This is a genomic window from Pseudoxanthomonas sp. 3HH-4, assembly GCF_006716465.1.
Lineage (GTDB): Bacteria > Pseudomonadota > Gammaproteobacteria > Xanthomonadales > Xanthomonadaceae > Pseudoxanthomonas_A.
In genome coordinates this window covers 904,707-922,498 of sequence record NZ_VFPB01000001.1, presented here as the reverse complement: position 1 = coordinate 922,498, position 17,792 = coordinate 904,707, and the positions used below count along the sequence as shown (strand labels likewise).

The window sequence follows — 17,792 nt, the reverse complement described above, 5'->3', positions numbered from 1 at the left end:
CCTGCAAGCGTGACTCGCGTCATGCGCGCGGGTGGTGCCGGCCGTGCAATTGCTTGAGGTGCTCACGCGCGACCAGGGTGTAGATCTGCGTGGTGGACAGCGAACTGTGGCCCAGCAGCATCTGCAGCGCGCGGAGGTCGGCGCCACGGTTGAGCAGGTGGGTGGCGAAACTGTGCCGCAGCCCGTGGGGACTGATCCGGACCGGATCGATGCCGGCCAGCGCCGCGTAACGCTTCACCAGCACCCAGAACTGCTGTCGGGTCGGCGGTTCGGCGCTCGCGCCCATGAACAGGAACGGAGTGCTGCGCTTGCCCGCCAGAGCCGGGCGCGCCCGAGCCAGATAGGTTTCCAGCCAGTGCTGCGACTCCTCGCCCAGCGGCACCAGCCGGTCCTTGCTGCCCTTGCCGGTAACCCGCAGCACGCCCTGCCGCAGGTTGATCGCGGTCGCCGGCAGCGTGACCAGCTCGCTGACGCGCAGGCCGGCGGCGTACATCAGTTCCAGCATCGCGCGATCACGCAGGCCCAGCGGCGTGGTGGTGTCGGGCGCAGCCAGCAGCGCGTCGATCTCGGTCTCGGCCAGCGCCTTCGGCAACGAGCGCGGCAGGCGGGGCGGATCGAGCAGCGCGGTGGGGTCGTCCGCACGTTCGCCCCGGCGCAGCCGATGCGCATAGAACGCACGCAGGGCCGACAGCAGCCGTGCGTTGCTGCGCGGGGAATAGCCCTCGCGCGTGCGCCAGGCGAGATAGTCGAACAGGGCCGCGCGATCGGCCACCGCCAGCCCGCCGTCACGGCCGTTGCGCCAGCGCGCGAAACCCTCCAGGTCGCGCCGGTAGCTGTCCAGCGACGGCTTCGCCAGGCCGCTCTCGGCCCAGATCACGTCAAGGAATGCTGTGATGGCATCGGCGTCGGCATCGGGGACGGGCGGCAGGGCGTTCGCCTGCTGGCGGCGTTCGGCGGGCGTGCGGGCAGTCATGCGGCAAGCTTAGGCCATGCATATCCCTCTTGTGGGAGCGACGTCAGTCGCGAGAGACCACACGATCAGGAATGAACGAAGACAGCATGTCCCAGCGTAGCCAGGGAGCTCCGTCAAGCAGGCGCCCCCGGATATCGTTCGTGGTGAGCCTGTCGAACCACGCTTTTCACGGGAAAGCAGGCCTGTTGCGATCTGTCATGCAGCGCAAAGTGCATGGTTCGACAGGCTCACCACGAACGGGGTCAGTTGTCCGGAACTGCCTGAAGGAACCTGGCCATCGCGACTCGCTTCGCTCCCACAATGGGCGGCTGGGCCTTAGCCGGTATCCTGTCGCAATGACGAAATCTGCCCCCGCCATCGAAAAGCCCCGCGCCCTGATCGGCTGGCGCCTGCTCGCGCTGCTGTACGACTTCTGGCCCGTGCTGGCGCTGTGGATCGCCGTCGCGGTCCCGTTCGTACTGATCGACGTGGTGGCCAGCGGCAATGTCCGCCACAACATCCAACCCTTCAGCCCGTTGTGGTGGCTGCTCTGGATCTGCTGCTGGGCCGTCACCGGCGTATACGCCACGTGGAGCTGGCAACGCGGCGGGCAGACGCTCGGCATGCGGCCCTGGCGGCTGAAAGTGGTCACGCCCGCAGGGGATGCGCCGACACGCGCGGCATTGTGGCGCCGTTACACGCTGGCGACGGTCTCGACGCTGGCGGCGGGATTGGGGTTCTGGTGGGCGTGGCTGGATCGCGAACACCTGACCTTCCACGACCGCTACAGCGGCACGCGGATGGTGCGGCTGCCGAAGCGCGCCTGACGGCGCGTCAGCGGCTTCTCTGCCGGAACATCAGCCAGGAGATACCGAGCAGGGCGAAGGGTGGAATCGCATAGGCGATGCGGTAATCCAGCCGGAACGCACCGGCCAGTCGCACGAACATCGTCTGCAGCACATAGAAGCCCACGGCGAACACGATGCCGAGGAACAGCCGCTTCCCCATGCCGCCGCTGCGCAGGCTGCCGAAGGCGAAGGGGATGGCCGCCAGGCACAGCGCCAGTACGTTGAGCGGATAGAACCAGCGCGCCCAGTACTGGTCTTCGTAATCGCGCGCATCGAGCCCATTGCGCTTGCGGTAGTCGATGTTCTGGCTCAGCTCGTGGCTAGGCATGTTGCGCGCGCGGACTAGGCTGGACGACAGCACCGAGGCGTCCAGTTCCGATTCCCAGCGTTCGCCCAGCACAGTCACTTGGGTGGCGGAACGCTCGTTGAAGGTCGTACGGCGCACGTTCTTCAGCAGCCAGTAGCCGTCCAGGTGCTCGGCAATGGCCGCATGCGCGATGGAGGCGAGCCGCCCGTCGTCCGCCAGTTCGTACATGCGTACGTCGCGCAGTTGCAGCGACACCTTGCCGCCGCCCTGCTCCTTCTCTTCACCACTCTGCGCGTAGAGGAAGGTATTGCCTTCGCGCGCCCACAGTCCCGAGTAGCGATCCATCGCGACGTTGCCGGTGCGCGCAGCCATCTTCAACACGTCGGCCTGGCGCTGGCCCCATGGGCCCAGCGTTTCGCCACTGAAGATCATCAGCACGGTCAGGATGCCCAATGCCGCGGCGACCGAGACGCTCAGGCGCAGACGCGACAGGCCGACCGCGCGTAGTGCGGTCAGCTCCGAACTGGCCGCCAGCTGCCCCAGTCCCATCAGCGAACCGATCACGGCCGCCGTGGGGAACATCGTGTAGGCCCGCCGCGGCACGGTGTACAGCACCCACGCAACCGCATGGCCGAAGGTGTAGTTGCCGGTGCCCAGGTCGCCGATCTCGCCGGACAGCGCCATCACCACGTCCAGTCCCACCAGCACCGCCCAGGTCAGCAGCACGGTGACCAGGACGACCTGGCCCACGTAGGTGTCATGCAGGCGCGGCAACAGCCTCATGCGCGCCTCCGCGGCCGCGACAACTGACCGTCACGCAGGTAGAACCATAGACCTGCCGCGAGCAGGGGCAGCGTCAACCACCACAGGCCGACGACGCCGGGCAGCTTGCCATCGGCCAGCAGTTGGGTGCCGTTGAACATGAGACTGACGCCGACGAGATAGGCAAGGAAGCCCAGCATCACCCGCCCGTAGCGCGTCTGCCGGGGCGAGCTGCGCGACAGCGGCAGGGTCAGCAAGGCGAACGCCAGCGCCAGCAGCGGCGGCGTCAGGCGTGCGTGGACCTGGGCATTCGCCTGCGGCCGGCCGTCGCCCAGCAGTTGGGGCGTCGGCAGCAGCGCGGGGTCGTCCTTGTCCAGCGTATCGGCCCGGTCCGGCAGCGCGACCTCGTTGGCCTTGTAGCGGATCAGCCGATAATCGAGGCCGGCGCCATCAGGGCCTTCGACCCGGAACCCGTCGTCCAGCCTCAGGTAGCGGTTGCGTTCGCCCTCGAAGAACATCTGCCCGGATTTTGCCGTCACCACGTCGATGCGGCCCTCGTTGGCGCGGTGCATGAACACTTTGCTCAGCCCCGTGCCATCCGGCGACAGCGCACTGACGTAGACCACCGCGCCGCTGGACAGCACGGTGAACTTGCCGGCGTCCAGACCCGATACCACCAGGCTGCGGTTGGCGTGTTCCAGCATGTCCTGCGCGGTGCGCAGCGCCCACGGACCCAGCCACAGCGAGCACAGGCCCACCACCACCACCACCGGGACCACCAGCATCAGCAGCGGTCGCAGCAGGCGGCGCGGACCGATGCCTGTCGCCGTCAGCACCGCCATTTCCGAATCCCGATACAGGCGCGAGAACGCCAGCAGCAGGCCCAGCATCAGCGCCAGCGGGATGATGTAGGGCATGTAGTTGAGGAACTGAAGGCCCAATTGGGACAGCAGCAGGCGCGCCGGCACCTTGCCGTCGGCCACGTCGCCCAGCAGGTCCGCCATCACGCCGCCCACACTGACCATCAACAGGATGATCAGGGTAGCCAGGAAGCTCTGGGTGAATTCCCGGAAGAGATAGCGGTCCAGCTTCGGCATCAGGGGGGCTTGATTTACAATCTCGGGCTTGTGCGCCGCATCGATGGCGGCAGTCTCTGCGGTCCGGGATGGCGTCTGCCACCTTCATCCGGCCTGCGATTGTACGTAACTGAACCGGGAATCTGATCAATGACGCTGGAATTCACCCTGAACCACGAAGCCCCCGCCCAGGCCGGCGTCGATTGCATCGTGGTAGGCGCCTACGCCGACAAAAGCCTGACCGCCGCCGCGCAGGCCGTGGACGCGGCCAGTGGCGGCAAGCTGTCGGCGCTGGTCCAGCGGGGGGACATCGGCGGCAAGACCGGCAAGACCACCTTGCTGCATGACCTGCCCGGCGTGAGCGCACCGCGCGTGCTGGTGGTGGGCCTGGGCGAGACGGCCAAGTTCGGCGTGGCGCAGTACCTGAAGGCCGTCGGCGACGCCGCCCGTGCGCTGAAGACCGGCCCGGTCCGCAGCGCCCTGTTCACCCTGTCCGAGGTGGACGTGAAGGACCGCGATGCCGCGTGGAAGATCCGCCAGGCCGTGATCGCGGCCGACCACGCCTGCTACCGCTACACCGCCACGCTCGGCAAGAAGAAAAACGACGACCCCGGCCTGACCCACTTCGCCGTCAACGGCGAGGATGCGCAGGCACTTGCACAGGGCGTCGCCATCGCCGCCGGCGTGCAAGTCACCCGCGAGCTGGGCAACCTGCCGCCGAACATCTGCAATCCGGCCTACCTGGCCGAGCAGGCGCAGAAGTACGCATCCGAGAACGGCGCCGAGGCTGAAATCCTCGACGAAGCGCAGATGGAAGCGCTCGGCATGGGCTCGCTGCTGGCCGTGGCCCGCGGCTCGGCCAACCGCCCGCACCTGATCGTGCTGAAGTGGAACGGCGCCACCGACGCCGACGCCAAACCCTACGTGCTGGTCGGCAAGGGCATCACCTTCGACACCGGTGGCGTCAACCTGAAGACGCAGGGCGGCATCGAGGAAATGAAGTACGACATGCTGGGCGCAGGCAGCGTGTTGGGCACCTTCGTGGCCGCCGTGAAGATGAAGCTGCCGCTGAACCTGGTGGTGATCGTGCCCGCGGTGGAGAACGCCATCGACGGCAACGCCTATCGTCCGTCCGACGTCATCACCAGCATGTCCGGCAAGACGATCGAAGTCGGCAACACCGACGCCGAGGGTCGCCTGATCCTGTGCGACGCCCTGACCTACGCCGAGCGCTTCAAGCCCGCCGCGCTGGTCGACGTGGCCACGCTGACGGGTGCGTGCATCGTGGCGCTGGGCCGCTACGCCAGCGGCCTGATGAGCAAGCACGACGACCTCAGCAACGAACTGCTGGGTGCCGGCGAAACCGTGTTCGACCGCGCCTGGCGCCTGCCGCTGTGGGACGAGTACCAGACCCAGCTGGAATCCAGCTTCGCCGACGTCTACAACATCGGCGGCCGCTGGGCCGGTGCGATCACCGCCGGCTGCTTCCTGGCCCGCTTCACCGAAGGCCAGCGCTGGGCGCACCTGGACATCGCCGGCGTGTCCAACGACGAAGGCAAGCGCGGCATGGCGACAGGCCGTCCGGTCGGCCTGCTGAGCCAGTGGCTGCTGGATCGCGCTGGATGAGGCGGAAAGCGGGAACGGGGAACCGGGAACGGGAAATGAAGGTTTCCCGTGACCCGATCCTCTCCGCCGCGATCCATCGTCATTCCCCGTTCCCTGCTCCCGGTTCCCTGCTCTCATGCGCGCCGACTTCTACCTGATCGCCAAGCCGCGCTTCCTCGAGGAGCCGCTCAAGCTGGTCTGCGAACTGGTCCGCAAGGCCTACGACAGCAACCAGTGGACGCTGGTGCTGGCGCGTGACGCGGCCCAGGCCGAGGCACTGGACGAGCTGTTGTGGGAGTTCGATCCCGACGCCTACATCCCGCACCAGATCGCCGGTGACGAAGAGGACGAACTGACGCCCGTGCTGATCGCCACGCCGGAGTTCGACGCACCGGCCCGCGCGCTGGTGATCAACCTGCGCGATGCCGCCTACACCGGTGAGTGCGAGCGCGTGCTGGAGGTGGTGCCGGCCGACCCGTCCGCGCGCGAGCCGCTGCGCGAGCGCTGGAAGCAGTACAAGGCGCGCGGCTTTGAAGTGAACAAGCACGACATGTAAGCCCCCGTCATTCCAGCGAACGCTGGAATCCACTTTGCCGATGCTGTGGCCTCACCCCCAGACAACGCAAAGGCAAGATCAAGATGGATCCCGGCGTTCACCGGGATGACGACTCAAACATCCCGGAACCCCATGACCGACCTCGCCTCCAGCTACGACCCGAAATCCTTCGAATCCCGCCTGTACGCGCAGTGGGAAGCCGCCGGCTACTTCAAGCCCAGCGGCACGGGCCAGCCCTACACCGTGCTGCTACCGCCGCCGAACGTCACCGGCACGCTGCACATGGGCCATGCGTTCCAGCACACGCTGATGGACGCACTGGTGCGCTACCACCGCATGCGCGGTTACGACACGCTGTGGCAGATGGGGACCGACCACGCCGGCATCGCCACCGAGATGGTGGTCAGCCGCAACCTGGCGCTGGAAGGCAAGGGCGAGACGCGCGATTCGCTGGGCCGCGACGGCTTCATCGCCAAGGTCTGGGAGTGGAAGGCGCAGTCCGGCGACACCATCGAACGGCAGATGCGGCGCATGGGCGCGTCGGGCGACTGGTCGCGCAGTACCTTCACCATGGACGAGCAGGCCTCGAAGGCAGTCATCGAAGCCTTCGTGCGCTGGCACGAGCAGGGCCTGATCTACCGCGGCCAGCGCCTGGTCAACTGGGACCCGGTGCTGAAGACCGCGATCTCCGACCTGGAAGTGGAGAACGTCGAGGAAGACGGCTTCCTTTGGTCGATCGAATATCCGCTCGCCGACGGCAGCGGCTCGCTAGTGGTCGCGACGACGCGGCCGGAAACCATGCTCGGCGACACCGCGGTGATGGTTCATCCGGAAGACGAGCGCTATGCGCACCTGATCGGCAAGACGGTGAAGCTGCCGCTGACCGACCGCGAGATCCCCGTCATCGCCGACGACTACGTCGACCGCGAGTTCGGCACGGGCGTGGTCAAAGTCACGCCGGCACACGACTTCAACGACTATCAGGTGGGCCTGCGCCACGACCTGCCGCTGATCAACCTGCTGACGCCGACTGCGGCGATCAACGAGAACGCACCGGAAAAATATCGCGGCCTGGACCGCTACGAAGCACGCAAGGTCGTGCTCGCGGATCTGGAAGACCTCGGCCTGCTGGTCGAAACCAAGCCGCACAAGCTGCAGGTACCGCGCGGCGACCGCACCGGCCAGGTCATCGAGCCCTACCTGACCGACCAGTGGTTCGTGAAGATGGACGGCCTGGCCAAGCGTGGCCTGGAACTCGTCGAGTCGGGCGAGGTGAAGTTCGTCCCGCCGAACTGGATCAACACCTACCGCCACTGGATGGAAAATATCCAGGACTGGTGCATCAGCCGCCAGCTCTGGTGGGGTCACCGCATTCCCGCGTGGTTCGATGCCGACGGCACCTGCTACGTCGGTCGCGACGAAGCCGAGGCGCGCGCGAAGGCCGGCCTGTCCGCCGACGTCGAGCTGACGCAGGACGGCGACGTGCTGGAAACCTGGTTCTCATCGCAGCTGTGGCCCTTCAGCACGATGGGCTGGCCTGACGAACAGGCGATGGCCGAACGCGGCTTCGACCGCTACCTGCCGTCGTCGGTGCTGGTCACCGGCTTCGACATCATCTTCTTCTGGGTGGCGCGCATGGTCATGGCCACCGACAGCTTCGTCGGCCAGGTGCCGTTCCGCGACGTCTACATGACCGGCCTGATCCGCGACAAGGACGGCCAGAAGATGTCCAAGTCGAAGGGCAACGTGCTGGACCCGCTGGACATCATCGACGGCATCTCGCTGGAAGACCTGGTGGCCAAGCGCACCGGCGGCCTGATGCAGCCGAAGATGGCCGAGAAGATCGAGAAAGCCACGCGCAAGGAATTCCCGGACGGCATCGTGCCGCACGGCGCCGACGCACTGCGCTTCACCATTGCCGCGCTGGCGACGCACGGCCGCGACATCAAGTTCGACATGGGCCGCGCCGAGGGTTACAAGAATTTCTGCAACAAGCTGTGGAACGCCACGCGCTTCGTGCTGATGAATACCGAAGGCTTCGCCGCCACCGGCGCACCGCAGCCGAAGACTGATGCCGAAAAGTGGATTCTTTCCAGGCTGGCCAAGGTCACCGCCGAAGTCCAAACCCAGTTCGCCGCCTACCGCTTCGACCTGCTGTCGCAGGCGCTGTACGAGTTCGCCTGGAACGAGTTCTGCGATTGGTTCGTCGAACTCGCCAAGCCAGCCCTCAATGGCAATGACAAGGAAGCGGCCGACAGCACGCGCCACACGCTGCTGTACGTGCTGGAATCGCTGCTGCGCCTGTTGCACCCGCTGACCCCGTTCGTTACCGAAGAACTGTGGCAGCAGGTCGCTCCGAAGCTGGGCATCGACGGTGGCACGGTCTCGCTGCGCCCCTACTCGGTCGCAGCCGACTTCGCCGGCCAGGACTATGTGCAGGCCGATGCGGACGTGGAATGGCTGAAGACGATGGTGTCCACGCTGCGCCGCGTGCGCAGCGAACTCAACGTCTCCCCCGCGAAGACCATCCGCCTGCTCTTGCAGGATGGTGGCGACAACGACCGCACGCGCATCGCGCGCTTCGCCTCGTCGTTGTCGTTCCTGCTGAAGCTGGACGACATCGTCTGGCTCGACGTCGGCACCGATGCGCCCGCCTCCGCTGCCGCGATGGTGGGTGAACTGAAACTGCTGGTGCCGCTGGAAGGTCTGGTCGACCTTGACGCCGAGCGTACCCGCCTGGACAAGGAAATCGCCCGCGTCGCGGGCGAGAAGGACAAGAGCGAGGCCAAGCTGGCCAAGTTCACCGACAAGGTGCCGGCGGCAGTGGTCGAGCAGGAGCGTCAGCGCCTGGTGGACTGGAGCAACCAGCTGGCTGCCCTGCACGGACAGCGCGCGAAGCTCTGAGCCGACTGGAGACCCGCGTTCCACCCCCGGTGGTGATGGTGCTGAGTGGCGCCATCGCCTGGGGGATCGCGTACGCGGTGCCTGCGGGGATCATTGCCCTGCCGTCATCGCTGCGCCTGATGCTGGTCTCGTCGCTCGCAGGACTCAGCCTGCTGTTCAACCTGGGGCCGAAGCTCGCTTTCGGCCGGGCCGGCACGACGGTGAATCCACTTCGCCCGGCATCGTCTCGGGTACTCGTAGTCACCGGACTGCATCGCCTCTCGCGCAATCCGATGTACCTGGGACACGCGCTGCTGCTGGTCGCCTGGGCCTGCTGGCTGCGACAACCCGCCGCGTTGGTTGGCGCACCGTTGTACATGGCGTACGTCACCCGATACCAGATTCGGCCGGAGGAGCGCGCGCTTTCAGCGACATTCGGGACCGCGTACGAGGCGTATCGGGCCCGCGTGCGGCGCTGGCTCTAGCGCCCAACAGCCAGAAGCGAGATGGATTTCCGCATTCGCGGGAATGACGGACACAGACTGCGTCCACTGCATTTCATCATCCCGCCGACTTTCGCCGGGATGACGGTCGGGTTGTTTTGCGGTGGCGGCACGGCGGCGGGCCGGGGCCCGCCCTACAGCGGCGGCATCGTGGTGATGTCGCCCGCGACCAACTCGATTGCCATCACCAGGGCATCCTCGCGGCCGTCGCGGGCGGGGTAGTAGCGCGGGCGGCGGCCGATCTCGTTGAAGCCTTCGCTGTGATACAGCGTGATGGCGCCGGGATTGGACGGGCGCACTTCCAGGAACACGCGCTGCACGCGCAGGTCGCGGGCGATCTTCACCAGCGCCCGCAGCAGATGGCGACCCAGGCCGCGGCCCTGCCGCTCCGGCGCGATGCAGATATTCAGTACATGCGCCTCATCGGCGGCGATGCTCAGCAATCCGTAGCCGATCACCATGCCGTGTTCCGTCATCACCCACGAGGGATAACCCGCCTTCAGGCAGTCACGGAAGATGCCGCGCGTCCACGGAAAGGGATAGGCGCGCTGCTCGATCGCCATCACGGCATCAAGGTCGCCCTCGCGCATCGGGCGCAGGCTGGAAGCGGACGCCGGTGGTGCTTCGGCGCCCCGCGCACTCACGCGGATGCCCCGCGTCGCAGCCGCCTCAGCACGGGCCACAGCGCGCGCTTGGCGGCAGGGTTGCCACGCAGCTCCGCGGAACTGGGCCACTGGGCGAACAGCTCGGCAGCGCCGGGCGCATTGGGGTTGCAGCCCGAGGCGCGGATCAGCGCGAAGTGGAGGCGGTCCGGCAGCCGCGATCCGGGCGCTCGCGGCGCTGGTGCCTGGCGCACCGGCGGGGGTGCGTCGACAGCCTCACGCGCAGGCGGACGCGCACGCACGGCAGCGGGCGGAGGAGCATCGGGCGCGACACGGGCACGCGGCGTTTCCACGGCCTGCGCGACAGCGGCACCGGCTTCCGTCGGCCAATCCGCTGGCAGGTACACCGTATGGCCCAGCGCGCGCAGCCACCCTTGCTGTTCGGCCGACCACAGACGGTCAGACGCGAATGTCATGCCACGCCGTCCTTGTTGCGGCGCATCCGCTGCCATAGCCAGAAACCCGGGCCGGACAAGGCGTAGACGACGCCCACGGCCAGCAACGTGCGCGGCAGGTCGATGAACAGGATCGCCAGCACCAGCGGCACCAGCGCCAGCACCACGAACGGAATGCGGTCGGCCTTCGCGCCGCCTTCGCCCGTGCCCTTGAAGCTCCAGAAGCGGATACGGCTGACCATCAACAGCGCGGCAACCAGCGTGACCGCAAGCGCGACATAGCGCAGCTCCTCCCCGGTCCAGCCCAGCTCGCCGTCCGCGAACGCCCACACGAAAGACATCATCAACCCCGCCGCGGCCGGACTGGCCAGGCCGACGAACCAGCGCTTGTCCACAGTACCGACCTGCGTATTGAAGCGGGCCAGCCGCAGCGCCGCGCAAGCCGCATAGAGGAATGCCACCACCCAGCCCACGCGCCCCATCACGCCGCCGTCGAACTTCAGCGCCGACAGCGACCAGTGGTACATCACCAGCGACGGCGCCAGACCGAAGCTGACCAGGTCGGCCAGCGAGTCGTACTGCACGCCGAACTCGCTGCTGGTGCCGGTCAGGCGCGCCACGCGCCCGTCGATGCCGTCCATCAGGCCCGCGACGAACACCGCGATGGCGGCGTTGACGAACTGTCCGTTGGCCGCGGCGATGATCGCGAAGAACCCGGCAAACAGGCCCGCAGTGGTGAACAGGTTGGGCAGCAGGTAAATCCCGCGGGAGCGCGGGGGCGGCGTGATTTCGTTCATGGGTCGCAGTTTAGCCCAGCACCCCGCCAACCGGCTTGCCTGCGCGGCCCGGGGGTGCTGCAATCAGGGTTCCCGTGATCCGGAGCTTCCCATGCGCCTCCTGCCCTGCCTGTCCGTGCTGGCGCTCTGCCTGGCAACCGCCTCCACCGCGCAGGCCCAGCAGGTCTACCAGTGGAAGGACAAGAACGGCGTGACCCACTACGCGGACAGCCCACCGCCGAACCAGACCGTGCAGAACCGGCGCATCAATCAGTACGGCGCCCCGGCGGCAGAGGTGCAGCCCGCCGGCAAGTCGGTCGAGAACCCGCAATGCATCACCGCGCGCATGAACCTGCAGATCCTGGCCACCAACAAGGGCGCCGTGCAGCAGGACACCGATGGCGACGGCAAGCCGGATACCACGCTTGACGACGCCGGGCGTGCCAGCCAGCAGAGCTTGGCCGAAGCCGCCGTGAAGGCGTACTGCAAGCCTGCAGCCGGCGCCTGACCCTTCCCGTGCGCGCCTGGCTGGCCATCGTGGCGGGCGTGGCACTGGGCGCTGGCGTGGCCTGGTGGCTGGCCCGCGAATCACCGGATGCCGGGGCACGCAAGCAGGCCCGCGCGGACCAGGCGGCCGCTGCCCAGGCTCGCGACGCCCGCCCCTCGCTGTATCGCTGGCGCGACGATGCCGGTGTACTGCAGATCACCGAGCAGCCTCCAAAGGACCGTCGCTTCGAGCGCATCGACCGCGAAGCCCCGGCCAGCATCCGCGTAAGTGGGGACGTGGCGACCGACGCGGATTGACCCGTCACCGCCCCGGGGTGCGTCCAACGCTGGCAAAATAGGCGGTTCGTCCCTCCCGGATCCCCATGCCGATGCGCCTGTCGCAGTTCCACCTCCGCACCACCAAGGAAACCCCGGCCGACGCCGAACTGGTCAGCCACCAGCTGATGCTGCGCGCCGGCATGATCCGCAAGCTGGCCGCCGGCCTGTACACCTGGTCGCCGCTGGGCCTGCGCGTGCTGCGCAAGGTGGAGACCGTGGTGCGCGAGGAAATGAACCATGCCGGCGCGATCGAGATGATCATGCCGACCATCCAGCCGCGCGAGCTGTGGGAAGAGACGGGCCGGTGGGAGAAGTTCGGCGGCCAGTTGTTGAAGATCACCGACCGCAAGGAACAGCACTTCTGCTACAGCCCCACGGCCGAGGAAGCCGTCACCGACTTCGCGCGCCAGGAGCTGTCGAGCTACAAGCAGCTGCCGGTCAACTTCTACCAGATCCAGACCAAGTTCCGTGACGAGATCCGCCCGCGTTTCGGCGTGATGCGCGCGCGCGAGTTCGTGATGAAGGATGCCTACTCGTTCCACATCACCGACGAGGACCTGGTGCGCGAATACCGCAACATGCATGCGGCGTACACACGCATCTTCACCCGCCTGGGGCTGGACTTCCGCGCGGTGCAGGCCGACAGCGGCGCCATCGGCGGCGATGCCTCGCAGGAGTTCCACGTGCTGGCGGATTCTGGCGAGGACGCCATCGCGTTCTCCACCGGGTCCGACTACGCCGCGAATGTCGAAGCCGCGCAGGCGGCCGCGCCGGGCCCGCGCGCGGCCGCGTCGGAAGCGATGAACAAGGTCGCCACGCCCACGCAGAAAACCTGCGAGGACGTCGCCGCGCTGCTCGGCATTCCTCTGCAGCGGACGGTGAAGTCCGTGGCCGTCATGACCGACGCCGGCTTCGTGCTGGCGCTGGTGCGTGGCGACCACGCCGTCAACGAGATCAAGCTGGGCAAGGTCGCCGGCATGGCCGACTACCGCCTGGCGACGGAGGCCGAGATCCTCGCCCACCTGGGCAGCGAGCCGGGCTTCCTCGGCCCGATCGGCGCGAAGCAGGCGATCCGCGTAGTGGCCGACCGCGACGTGGCGGCGATGGCGGATTTCGTCGTCGGCGCCAACGAGGCTGGCTTCCACCTCGCCGGCGTCAACTGGGGCCGCGACCTGCCCGAACCGGAGACCGTGGCCGACATCCGCGACGTGGTGGAAGGCGACAGGGCCGCCGATGGTGGCGAAATCCGCATCGTCCGCGGCATCGAGGTGGGCCATGTGTTCCAGCTCGGCCGCAAGTACAGCGAAGCGATGAAGTTCACCGTGCTGGACGAGACCGGCAAGGCCGCCACGCCCGCGATGGGCTGCTATGGCATCGGCGTGTCGCGCATCGTGGCTGCAGCGATCGAACAGAACCACGATGCCAACGGCATCATCTGGCCCGTGCCGATGGCGCCGTGGACGGTGGCCGTGTGCATGATCAATCCGAAGAACGACGCCACAGTGAACAGTGCTGCCGAAGCGCTGCTCGACGAGTTGCAGGCCGCCGGCATCGAAGCGGTGCTGGACGACCGTGGCCTGCGTCCCGGCGCGATGTTCGCCGACATCGAACTGATCGGCATTCCACACCGCGTGGTGGTGTCCGAACGCGGGCTGGCGGCGGGCACGTTCGAATATCGCGCGCGCCGGGCGGCGGAGGCCGAGAACATCGGTCGCGACGAACTGTTGGCGCGCCTGCGGGGTTGATCGTGCGCTGCAAGCGTGGGCGCTGACGAGCGGCGCCCACGCTCGGTGTGATTTGTGCCGCCATTAACTCGTCCATTATCATCGGGACACCGCCAAGGATGGGCTTTCCCCTTCCTGACTGGAGATAGTTGATGTCGATCGACCTGCGTAACCTGTCCGCCAAGGAACTTGGCGCCCTGATCGCCAAGGCCAAGGAACAGCAGACCAAGCTGGCCAAGCGCACACCCATTGCCACCATCCGCAGCAAGATCACCAAGTTCGCCAAGGCCGAGGGCTATACGCTTGAGGAGCTGTTCGGCATGGGGGGCACGCGTCCCGCCAAGGCGGCTGCGAAACCCGGCCCACGCGCAGGCAAGAAGCTGGGCAAGGTCGCGCCGAAGTACCGCAACCCGGCCAACCCGAAGGAAACGTGGACCGGCCGCGGCAAGCACCCGCGCTGGATGGCCGCGCTGATCGCCAAGGGCAAGAAGGCGGACGACTTCCTGATCAAGAAGAAGTAATTGCCATCGTCGCAATCGAGAAAACGGGAGGCAATGGCCTCCCGTTTTCTTTTGCGCGCTTCAGAGATTCTTGCGCGAGGAGATCAGCAGGTTGCCGAACAGCAGGCCGGCGATCAGCGCCATCACCACGTTGGTGACCGCCAGCAAGGCGGACTGGCCCACGCCCACGTCCTGCTGCTGCACCAGCGTCAGCAGCCCGCGCAGGCTGGTGCTGCCCGGCACCAGCATGAGGATGCCGGGTACGCGAATCAGCGCGCCCGGCCGGTTGGCCCAGCGCGCGAAGGCGTTGCCTGCCGCCGTCAGCGTCAGCGCCGAAAGGAAGATGCCGACCGGTACGCCCCACGCCTGGCCCGCGTAACGCGAGATGCTGTAACCGGCAATGGCGGCGGCCATCACCCAGAAATAGTCGCGACGGTGCGCCTTGAACAACACGGCGAAGGCATAGGCGGCCACCACCATCGCGCCCCACTCCACCCATTCCGGTTGCGGTCGCGAGGCGCGCACGTCCGGATACAGGCCCAGCAACTGCGCCAGCGTCACCGCGATCATGCTGCCCACGGTCAGCTTGAGCACCGTCGCCAGTGCGCCCGCGAACCGCGCCACGCCGGATACCAGGTGCTGGCTGGTCAGTTCGTTTACCGCATTGGTCAGCGCCATGCCGGGCAGCAGCACGATCAGCGAGGCGATGATCACCGTGTTGAGGTTCAGCGGCGCGATGAAGTTGGCCACCAGGATCGCCACGAAGCCGGCGACCAGCGCCGAAATCGCATCGCTGGCCTCCTTCATTTGCGGGCGCCGCGCGATCCATTCGCCCAGCAATCCGATGATCAGGCCGATCAGCCCCGCGGTGGCGATATCCAGCCACGGCAGCCGCCACAGGCCGGCCACGGCAGCTGCCGCTAGCCCGGAGGCGAAGATCTGCATCGCCCGCCACCGCACGCTCGGTTTGCGGTCCAGCGCGCGCAGCGCGGTGTGGCCCTGGGCGATGCTCATCTGGCCGGACGACACCGCATCGGCGATGCGGTCGGCTTCGCTGAGCTTGTGCAGGTCTGTTTCACCCGGCGCCAGACGGATGACGCGGGTACTGTCACTGGCCCCCAGTGGGCGCGCGGGATCGCTGAAACTCAGGATCAGGCCCGTCGGATTCGACCACGGCTCGCAATCCAGGCCGAGGCGCTGGGACAAGCCTACTACCGTACCCTCCAGCCGCTGCGCTGTGGTGCCGTAGCTGTGCAGGCGCCCGGCGATCTCGCACACGAAGGCGATGCGTTGGGCGTAGGTGGCAGTAATAAGCATGTCGTCGGCCATCGGCACAGTATCGCCCAAGTCCCATCCGGTGACTTCACGCATCCCTGCTTACACTACGCATCGACGATGTGGCCAGGGGGCAAGGTGGGAATCGGCGAAGCGATGGCGCTGGGCAGTGCCGCCGCGTGGGCGGTGGGCGTGATCCTGGCGAGGCAACTGGGCGCGCACCTGCCTCCGCTCACCCTCAACCTGCTCAAGAACGGACTGGTGCTGTGCCTGCTGGCGCCGGTGGCGCTGCCGCTGTACGCGGGTGCCTGGCCCTCGATGCCGGTGCGCGAGCTGCTCCTCGTCCTGGCGAGCGGCGTGATCGGCATCGCGCTGGCGGACACGCTGTATTTCCGCGCGCTCAACGAACTCGGTGCCGGCCGCATGGGCGTCATCGGCAATCTCTACAGCCCGCTGGTGTTGCTGCTGGGGTTCGTGTTCCTGGACGAACGCCTCGGCGGCTTGCAATGGCTGGGCTTCCTGTTGGTGGCGGGAGGCGTGCTGCTGGTCAGCATGCCGGCACGCATGCGGGCGGTACGCCCCGCACACACGCTTCGCGGCATCCTGCTGGGCGTGCTAGCGATCGCACTGATGGCGATCGCCATCGTGATGGTGAAACGCACTCTGGAGACGCAGCCCTTGTTGTGGGTGACGCTGCTGCGCCTGTGCGGCGCGATGGTCGGACTGCTGTTCCTTGCATCGCTGCCCTCCATGCGCCAGCGCATGCACTTCGTGCCAGGCGATGTCGCCTGGCATCGGCTGGTGCTGGCGGCCCTGGTGGGCCAGGGCCTGTCGATGGTGCTGTGGCTGGGCGGCTACAAGTTCACCTCGGCCTCCGTGGCCGCCATTCTCAATGAATCCGCCTCGGTCTTCCTCGTCGTGCTCGCCGCCCTGTGGCTACGTGAACCCATGGGCCGTCGCGCGTTCGCAGGCGTGCTGCTCACGTTCAGTGGGATAGCCTGTATGCTCCTTGGCCGAGCGACGCCATGACCCCCACCCTTGCCCGCCCGCAGTACGAAGCCGACCCCGGTGACCCCCAGCGCGTGAAGCTGGCGGGTGACTGGACGCTGGCCAGCGCGCTGACGGTGGCGGAACAGCTCAAGACGCTGCCCGACGCCATCAACCGGCTCGATGCGACCGCGATCAACCGCATCGATTCGGCCGGCGTGCTGCAACTGTTGCGCTTCGCCAAGCGTCGCGGCATGGACCCGTCGGATATCGAATTCCGCCAGGATCACCAGGCGCTGGTCAGCACCATCGAAGACGTGGCCGACGACCGGCCGCCCCGCAAGCGCGACTACGGTTTCCTCGCCGCGCTGTCCCGCCTCGGCTACCGCGTGCACGAAAACAAGCAGGAGATCGTCGCCCTGCTCAGTTTCACCGGCGAAAACCTGGTCAAGCTGGTGCGCATGGTGAAGGAACCGCGCCGCTTCCGCCCCACCGCCACCGTGGCGCACATGGAAGCCGTTGGCCTGGATGCGGTGCCGCTGGTGATCCTGTTGTCCTACATGGTGGGCGCGGTGATCGCGTTCCTCGGCTCCACTGTGCTGCGCGATTTCGGCGCGGAGATCTACGTGGTGGAACTGGTCAGCATCGCGTTCCTGCGTGAGTTCGCCGTGCTGATGACTGCCATCGTGCTCGCCGGCCGCACCGCGTCGGCGTTCACCGCGCAGATCGGCGCGATGAAGAGCCGCGAGGAGATCGATGCGATCCGCACGCTCGGCCTGGACCCGATCGACCTGTTGGTGATCCCGCGCCTGATCGCCCTGCTGGTGATGCTGCCGCTGCTGACCTTCATCTCGATGATGGCCGGCTTGGCCGGCGGCGTCACTGTCGGCGCGTTCGACCTCGGCATTCCCCCGCAGATGTACATCGCGCGCATGCACGACACCATCGAGGTGAAGCATTTCCTGGTGGGCCTGTCGAAGGCGCCGGTGTTCGCGCTGGTGATCGGCCTGATCGGCTGTCTGGAGGGCCTGCGCGTGGAAGGCACCGCGCAGTCGGTAGGCGAGCGCACCACGACCAGCGTGGTGCAGACGATCTCGCTGGTCATCATCATCGACGCGCTGGCCGCGTTGTGGTTCATGCACATGGACTGGTGACG

Annotated in this window: 17 protein-coding genes and 1 pseudogene; 11 read left to right on the top strand and 7 right to left on the bottom strand. The window is 67.2% G+C overall.

The genetic code is table 11. The features are described 5' to 3' along the window. Positions 1 to 19 precede the first annotated feature (19 nt). Positions 20 to 973 carry a site-specific tyrosine recombinase XerD gene (xerD, locus tag FB548_RS04135; RefSeq protein WP_142123458.1) on the bottom strand — a complete coding sequence of 318 codons (954 nt, stop codon included), beginning with the start codon at positions 971 to 973 and terminating at the stop codon, positions 20 to 22. A 335-nt stretch (positions 974 to 1,308) separates the two neighbouring features. On the opposite strand from xerD, the gene FB548_RS04130 reads away from it, so the two are divergent. Further along, entirely contained in the window at positions 1,309 to 1,779 is a 471-nt protein-coding gene (locus FB548_RS04130) for an RDD family protein (protein WP_142123457.1), read from the top strand. A 7-nt stretch (positions 1,780 to 1,786) separates the two neighbouring features. Here FB548_RS04130 and lptG read toward each other — a convergent pair whose 3' ends face one another. After that, entirely contained in the window at positions 1,787 to 2,890 is a 1,104-nt protein-coding gene (lptG, locus tag FB548_RS04125) for an LPS export ABC transporter permease LptG (protein WP_142123456.1), read from the bottom strand. Next, positions 2,887 to 3,966 carry an LPS export ABC transporter permease LptF gene (gene lptF, locus FB548_RS04120; protein ID WP_142123455.1) on the bottom strand — a complete coding sequence of 360 codons (1,080 nt, stop codon included), beginning with the start codon at positions 3,964 to 3,966 and terminating at the stop codon, positions 2,887 to 2,889. Before lptF ends, lptG begins: the two co-directional genes overlap by 4 nt. A 129-nt stretch (positions 3,967 to 4,095) precedes the next feature. On the opposite strand from lptF, the gene FB548_RS04115 reads away from it, so the two are divergent. From FB548_RS04115 to FB548_RS04100, 4 genes are all read left to right on the top strand, one after another. Then, positions 4,096 to 5,571 (top strand): leucyl aminopeptidase, encoded by a 1,476-nt coding sequence (locus FB548_RS04115; protein ID WP_142123454.1) that lies wholly within the window; start codon positions 4,096 to 4,098, stop codon positions 5,569 to 5,571. Positions 5,572 to 5,686: 115 nt separating this feature from the next. Beyond that, complete coding sequence (locus FB548_RS04110) at positions 5,687 to 6,106, top strand: DNA polymerase III subunit chi (RefSeq protein WP_142123453.1); 420 nt, start codon at positions 5,687 to 5,689, stop codon at positions 6,104 to 6,106. Between the two features lie 132 nt (positions 6,107 to 6,238). Beyond that, positions 6,239 to 9,010 carry a valine--tRNA ligase gene (locus FB548_RS04105; protein WP_142123452.1) on the top strand — a complete coding sequence of 924 codons (2,772 nt, stop codon included), beginning with the start codon at positions 6,239 to 6,241 and terminating at the stop codon, positions 9,008 to 9,010. Between the two features lie 35 nt (positions 9,011 to 9,045). After that, positions 9,046 to 9,474: an isoprenylcysteine carboxylmethyltransferase family protein gene (locus FB548_RS04100; protein WP_185742014.1), complete on the top strand. Its 429-nt coding sequence runs from the start codon at positions 9,046 to 9,048 to the stop codon at positions 9,472 to 9,474. Positions 9,475 to 9,626: 152 nt separating this feature from the next. Here the strand turns inward: FB548_RS04100 and rimI are convergent, their stop codons facing one another. From rimI to pssA, 3 genes are read right to left on the bottom strand one after another with little or no spacing between them, the layout of a single operon-like run. Further along, entirely contained in the window at positions 9,627 to 10,082 is a 456-nt protein-coding gene (gene rimI, locus FB548_RS04095) for a ribosomal protein S18-alanine N-acetyltransferase (RefSeq protein WP_142124100.1), read from the bottom strand. 50 nt (positions 10,083 to 10,132) lie between these two features. Then, the gene (locus FB548_RS04090; protein WP_142123450.1) at positions 10,133 to 10,570 is read right to left on the bottom strand and encodes an alanine acetyltransferase; all 438 of its coding nucleotides are present in this window, start codon (positions 10,568 to 10,570) and stop codon (positions 10,133 to 10,135) included. Beyond that, positions 10,567 to 11,346 carry a CDP-diacylglycerol--serine O-phosphatidyltransferase gene (gene pssA, locus FB548_RS04085; RefSeq protein ID WP_142123449.1) on the bottom strand — a complete coding sequence of 260 codons (780 nt, stop codon included), beginning with the start codon at positions 11,344 to 11,346 and terminating at the stop codon, positions 10,567 to 10,569. The genes FB548_RS04090 and pssA overlap by 4 nt, the downstream gene beginning before the upstream one ends. A 91-nt stretch (positions 11,347 to 11,437) precedes the next feature. Here pssA and FB548_RS04080 point away from each other — a divergent pair, with 91 nt between their 5' ends. From FB548_RS04080 to FB548_RS04065, 4 genes and pseudogenes are all read left to right on the top strand, one after another. After that, on the top strand, positions 11,438 to 11,833 hold the full coding sequence (locus FB548_RS04080; protein ID WP_142123448.1) for a DUF4124 domain-containing protein: 396 nt from the start codon (positions 11,438 to 11,440) through the stop codon (positions 11,831 to 11,833). Positions 11,834 to 11,841: 8 nt separating this feature from the next. Then, the gene (locus FB548_RS04075; RefSeq protein ID WP_185741971.1) at positions 11,842 to 12,129 is read left to right on the top strand and encodes a DUF4124 domain-containing protein; all 288 of its coding nucleotides are present in this window, start codon (positions 11,842 to 11,844) and stop codon (positions 12,127 to 12,129) included. A 71-nt stretch (positions 12,130 to 12,200) separates the two neighbouring features. Then, positions 12,201 to 13,895 (top strand): proline--tRNA ligase, encoded by a 1,695-nt coding sequence (locus tag FB548_RS04070; protein WP_142124099.1) that lies wholly within the window; start codon positions 12,201 to 12,203, stop codon positions 13,893 to 13,895. Between the two features lie 131 nt (positions 13,896 to 14,026). Beyond that, positions 14,027 to 14,389: pseudogene (locus FB548_RS04065) on the top strand (H-NS histone family protein); the annotation flags it as partial. Positions 14,390 to 14,455: 66 nt separating this feature from the next. On the opposite strand, the gene FB548_RS04060 reads toward FB548_RS04065, so the two are convergent. Then, on the bottom strand, positions 14,456 to 15,703 hold the full coding sequence (locus FB548_RS04060; RefSeq protein WP_255470388.1) for a threonine/serine exporter family protein: 1,248 nt from the start codon (positions 15,701 to 15,703) through the stop codon (positions 14,456 to 14,458). A gap of 66 nt (positions 15,704 to 15,769) precedes the next feature. Between FB548_RS04060 and FB548_RS04055 the strand changes: the two genes are divergently transcribed. Both FB548_RS04055 and FB548_RS04050 read left to right on the top strand, forming a co-directional pair. Continuing rightward, a complete protein-coding gene (locus FB548_RS04055; protein WP_142123444.1) occupies positions 15,770 to 16,678 on the top strand; it encodes a DMT family transporter in 909 nt (302 codons plus the stop codon). Beyond that, positions 16,675 to 17,790, top strand: a complete 1,116-nt coding sequence (locus tag FB548_RS04050; RefSeq protein ID WP_142123443.1) for an MlaE family lipid ABC transporter permease subunit — start codon at positions 16,675 to 16,677, stop codon at positions 17,788 to 17,790. The genes FB548_RS04055 and FB548_RS04050 overlap by 4 nt, the downstream gene beginning before the upstream one ends. The last annotated feature ends 2 nt before the right edge of the window (positions 17,791 to 17,792 follow it).

What these genes read in the sequence shown, in the direction of transcription:
- xerD (WP_142123458.1), bottom strand. Translation starts at nt 973, where the DNA reads ATGACTGCCCGCACGCCCGCCGAACGCCGCCAGCAGGCGAACGCCCTG.
- FB548_RS04130 (WP_142123457.1), top strand. Translation starts at nt 1,309, where the DNA reads ATGACGAAATCTGCCCCCGCCATCGAAAAGCCCCGCGCCCTGATCGGC.
- lptG (WP_142123456.1), bottom strand. Translation starts at nt 2,890, where the DNA reads ATGAGGCTGTTGCCGCGCCTGCATGACACCTACGTGGGCCAGGTCGTC.
- lptF (WP_142123455.1), bottom strand. Translation starts at nt 3,966, where the DNA reads ATGCCGAAGCTGGACCGCTATCTCTTCCGGGAATTCACCCAGAGCTTC.
- FB548_RS04115 (WP_142123454.1), top strand. Translation starts at nt 4,096, where the DNA reads ATGACGCTGGAATTCACCCTGAACCACGAAGCCCCCGCCCAGGCCGGC.
- FB548_RS04110 (WP_142123453.1), top strand. Translation starts at nt 5,687, where the DNA reads ATGCGCGCCGACTTCTACCTGATCGCCAAGCCGCGCTTCCTCGAGGAG.
- FB548_RS04105 (WP_142123452.1), top strand. Translation starts at nt 6,239, where the DNA reads ATGACCGACCTCGCCTCCAGCTACGACCCGAAATCCTTCGAATCCCGC.
- FB548_RS04100 (WP_185742014.1), top strand. Translation starts at nt 9,046, where the DNA reads ATGGTGCTGAGTGGCGCCATCGCCTGGGGGATCGCGTACGCGGTGCCT.
- rimI (WP_142124100.1), bottom strand. Translation starts at nt 10,082, where the DNA reads ATGCGCGAGGGCGACCTTGATGCCGTGATGGCGATCGAGCAGCGCGCC.
- FB548_RS04090 (WP_142123450.1), bottom strand. Translation starts at nt 10,570, where the DNA reads ATGACATTCGCGTCTGACCGTCTGTGGTCGGCCGAACAGCAAGGGTGG.
- pssA (WP_142123449.1), bottom strand. Translation starts at nt 11,346, where the DNA reads ATGAACGAAATCACGCCGCCCCCGCGCTCCCGCGGGATTTACCTGCTG.
- FB548_RS04080 (WP_142123448.1), top strand. Translation starts at nt 11,438, where the DNA reads ATGCGCCTCCTGCCCTGCCTGTCCGTGCTGGCGCTCTGCCTGGCAACC.
- FB548_RS04070 (WP_142124099.1), top strand. Translation starts at nt 12,201, where the DNA reads ATGCGCCTGTCGCAGTTCCACCTCCGCACCACCAAGGAAACCCCGGCC.
- FB548_RS04060 (WP_255470388.1), bottom strand. Translation starts at nt 15,703, where the DNA reads ATGGCCGACGACATGCTTATTACTGCCACCTACGCCCAACGCATCGCC.
- FB548_RS04055 (WP_142123444.1), top strand. Translation starts at nt 15,770, where the DNA reads ATGTGGCCAGGGGGCAAGGTGGGAATCGGCGAAGCGATGGCGCTGGGC.
- FB548_RS04050 (WP_142123443.1), top strand. Translation starts at nt 16,675, where the DNA reads ATGACCCCCACCCTTGCCCGCCCGCAGTACGAAGCCGACCCCGGTGAC.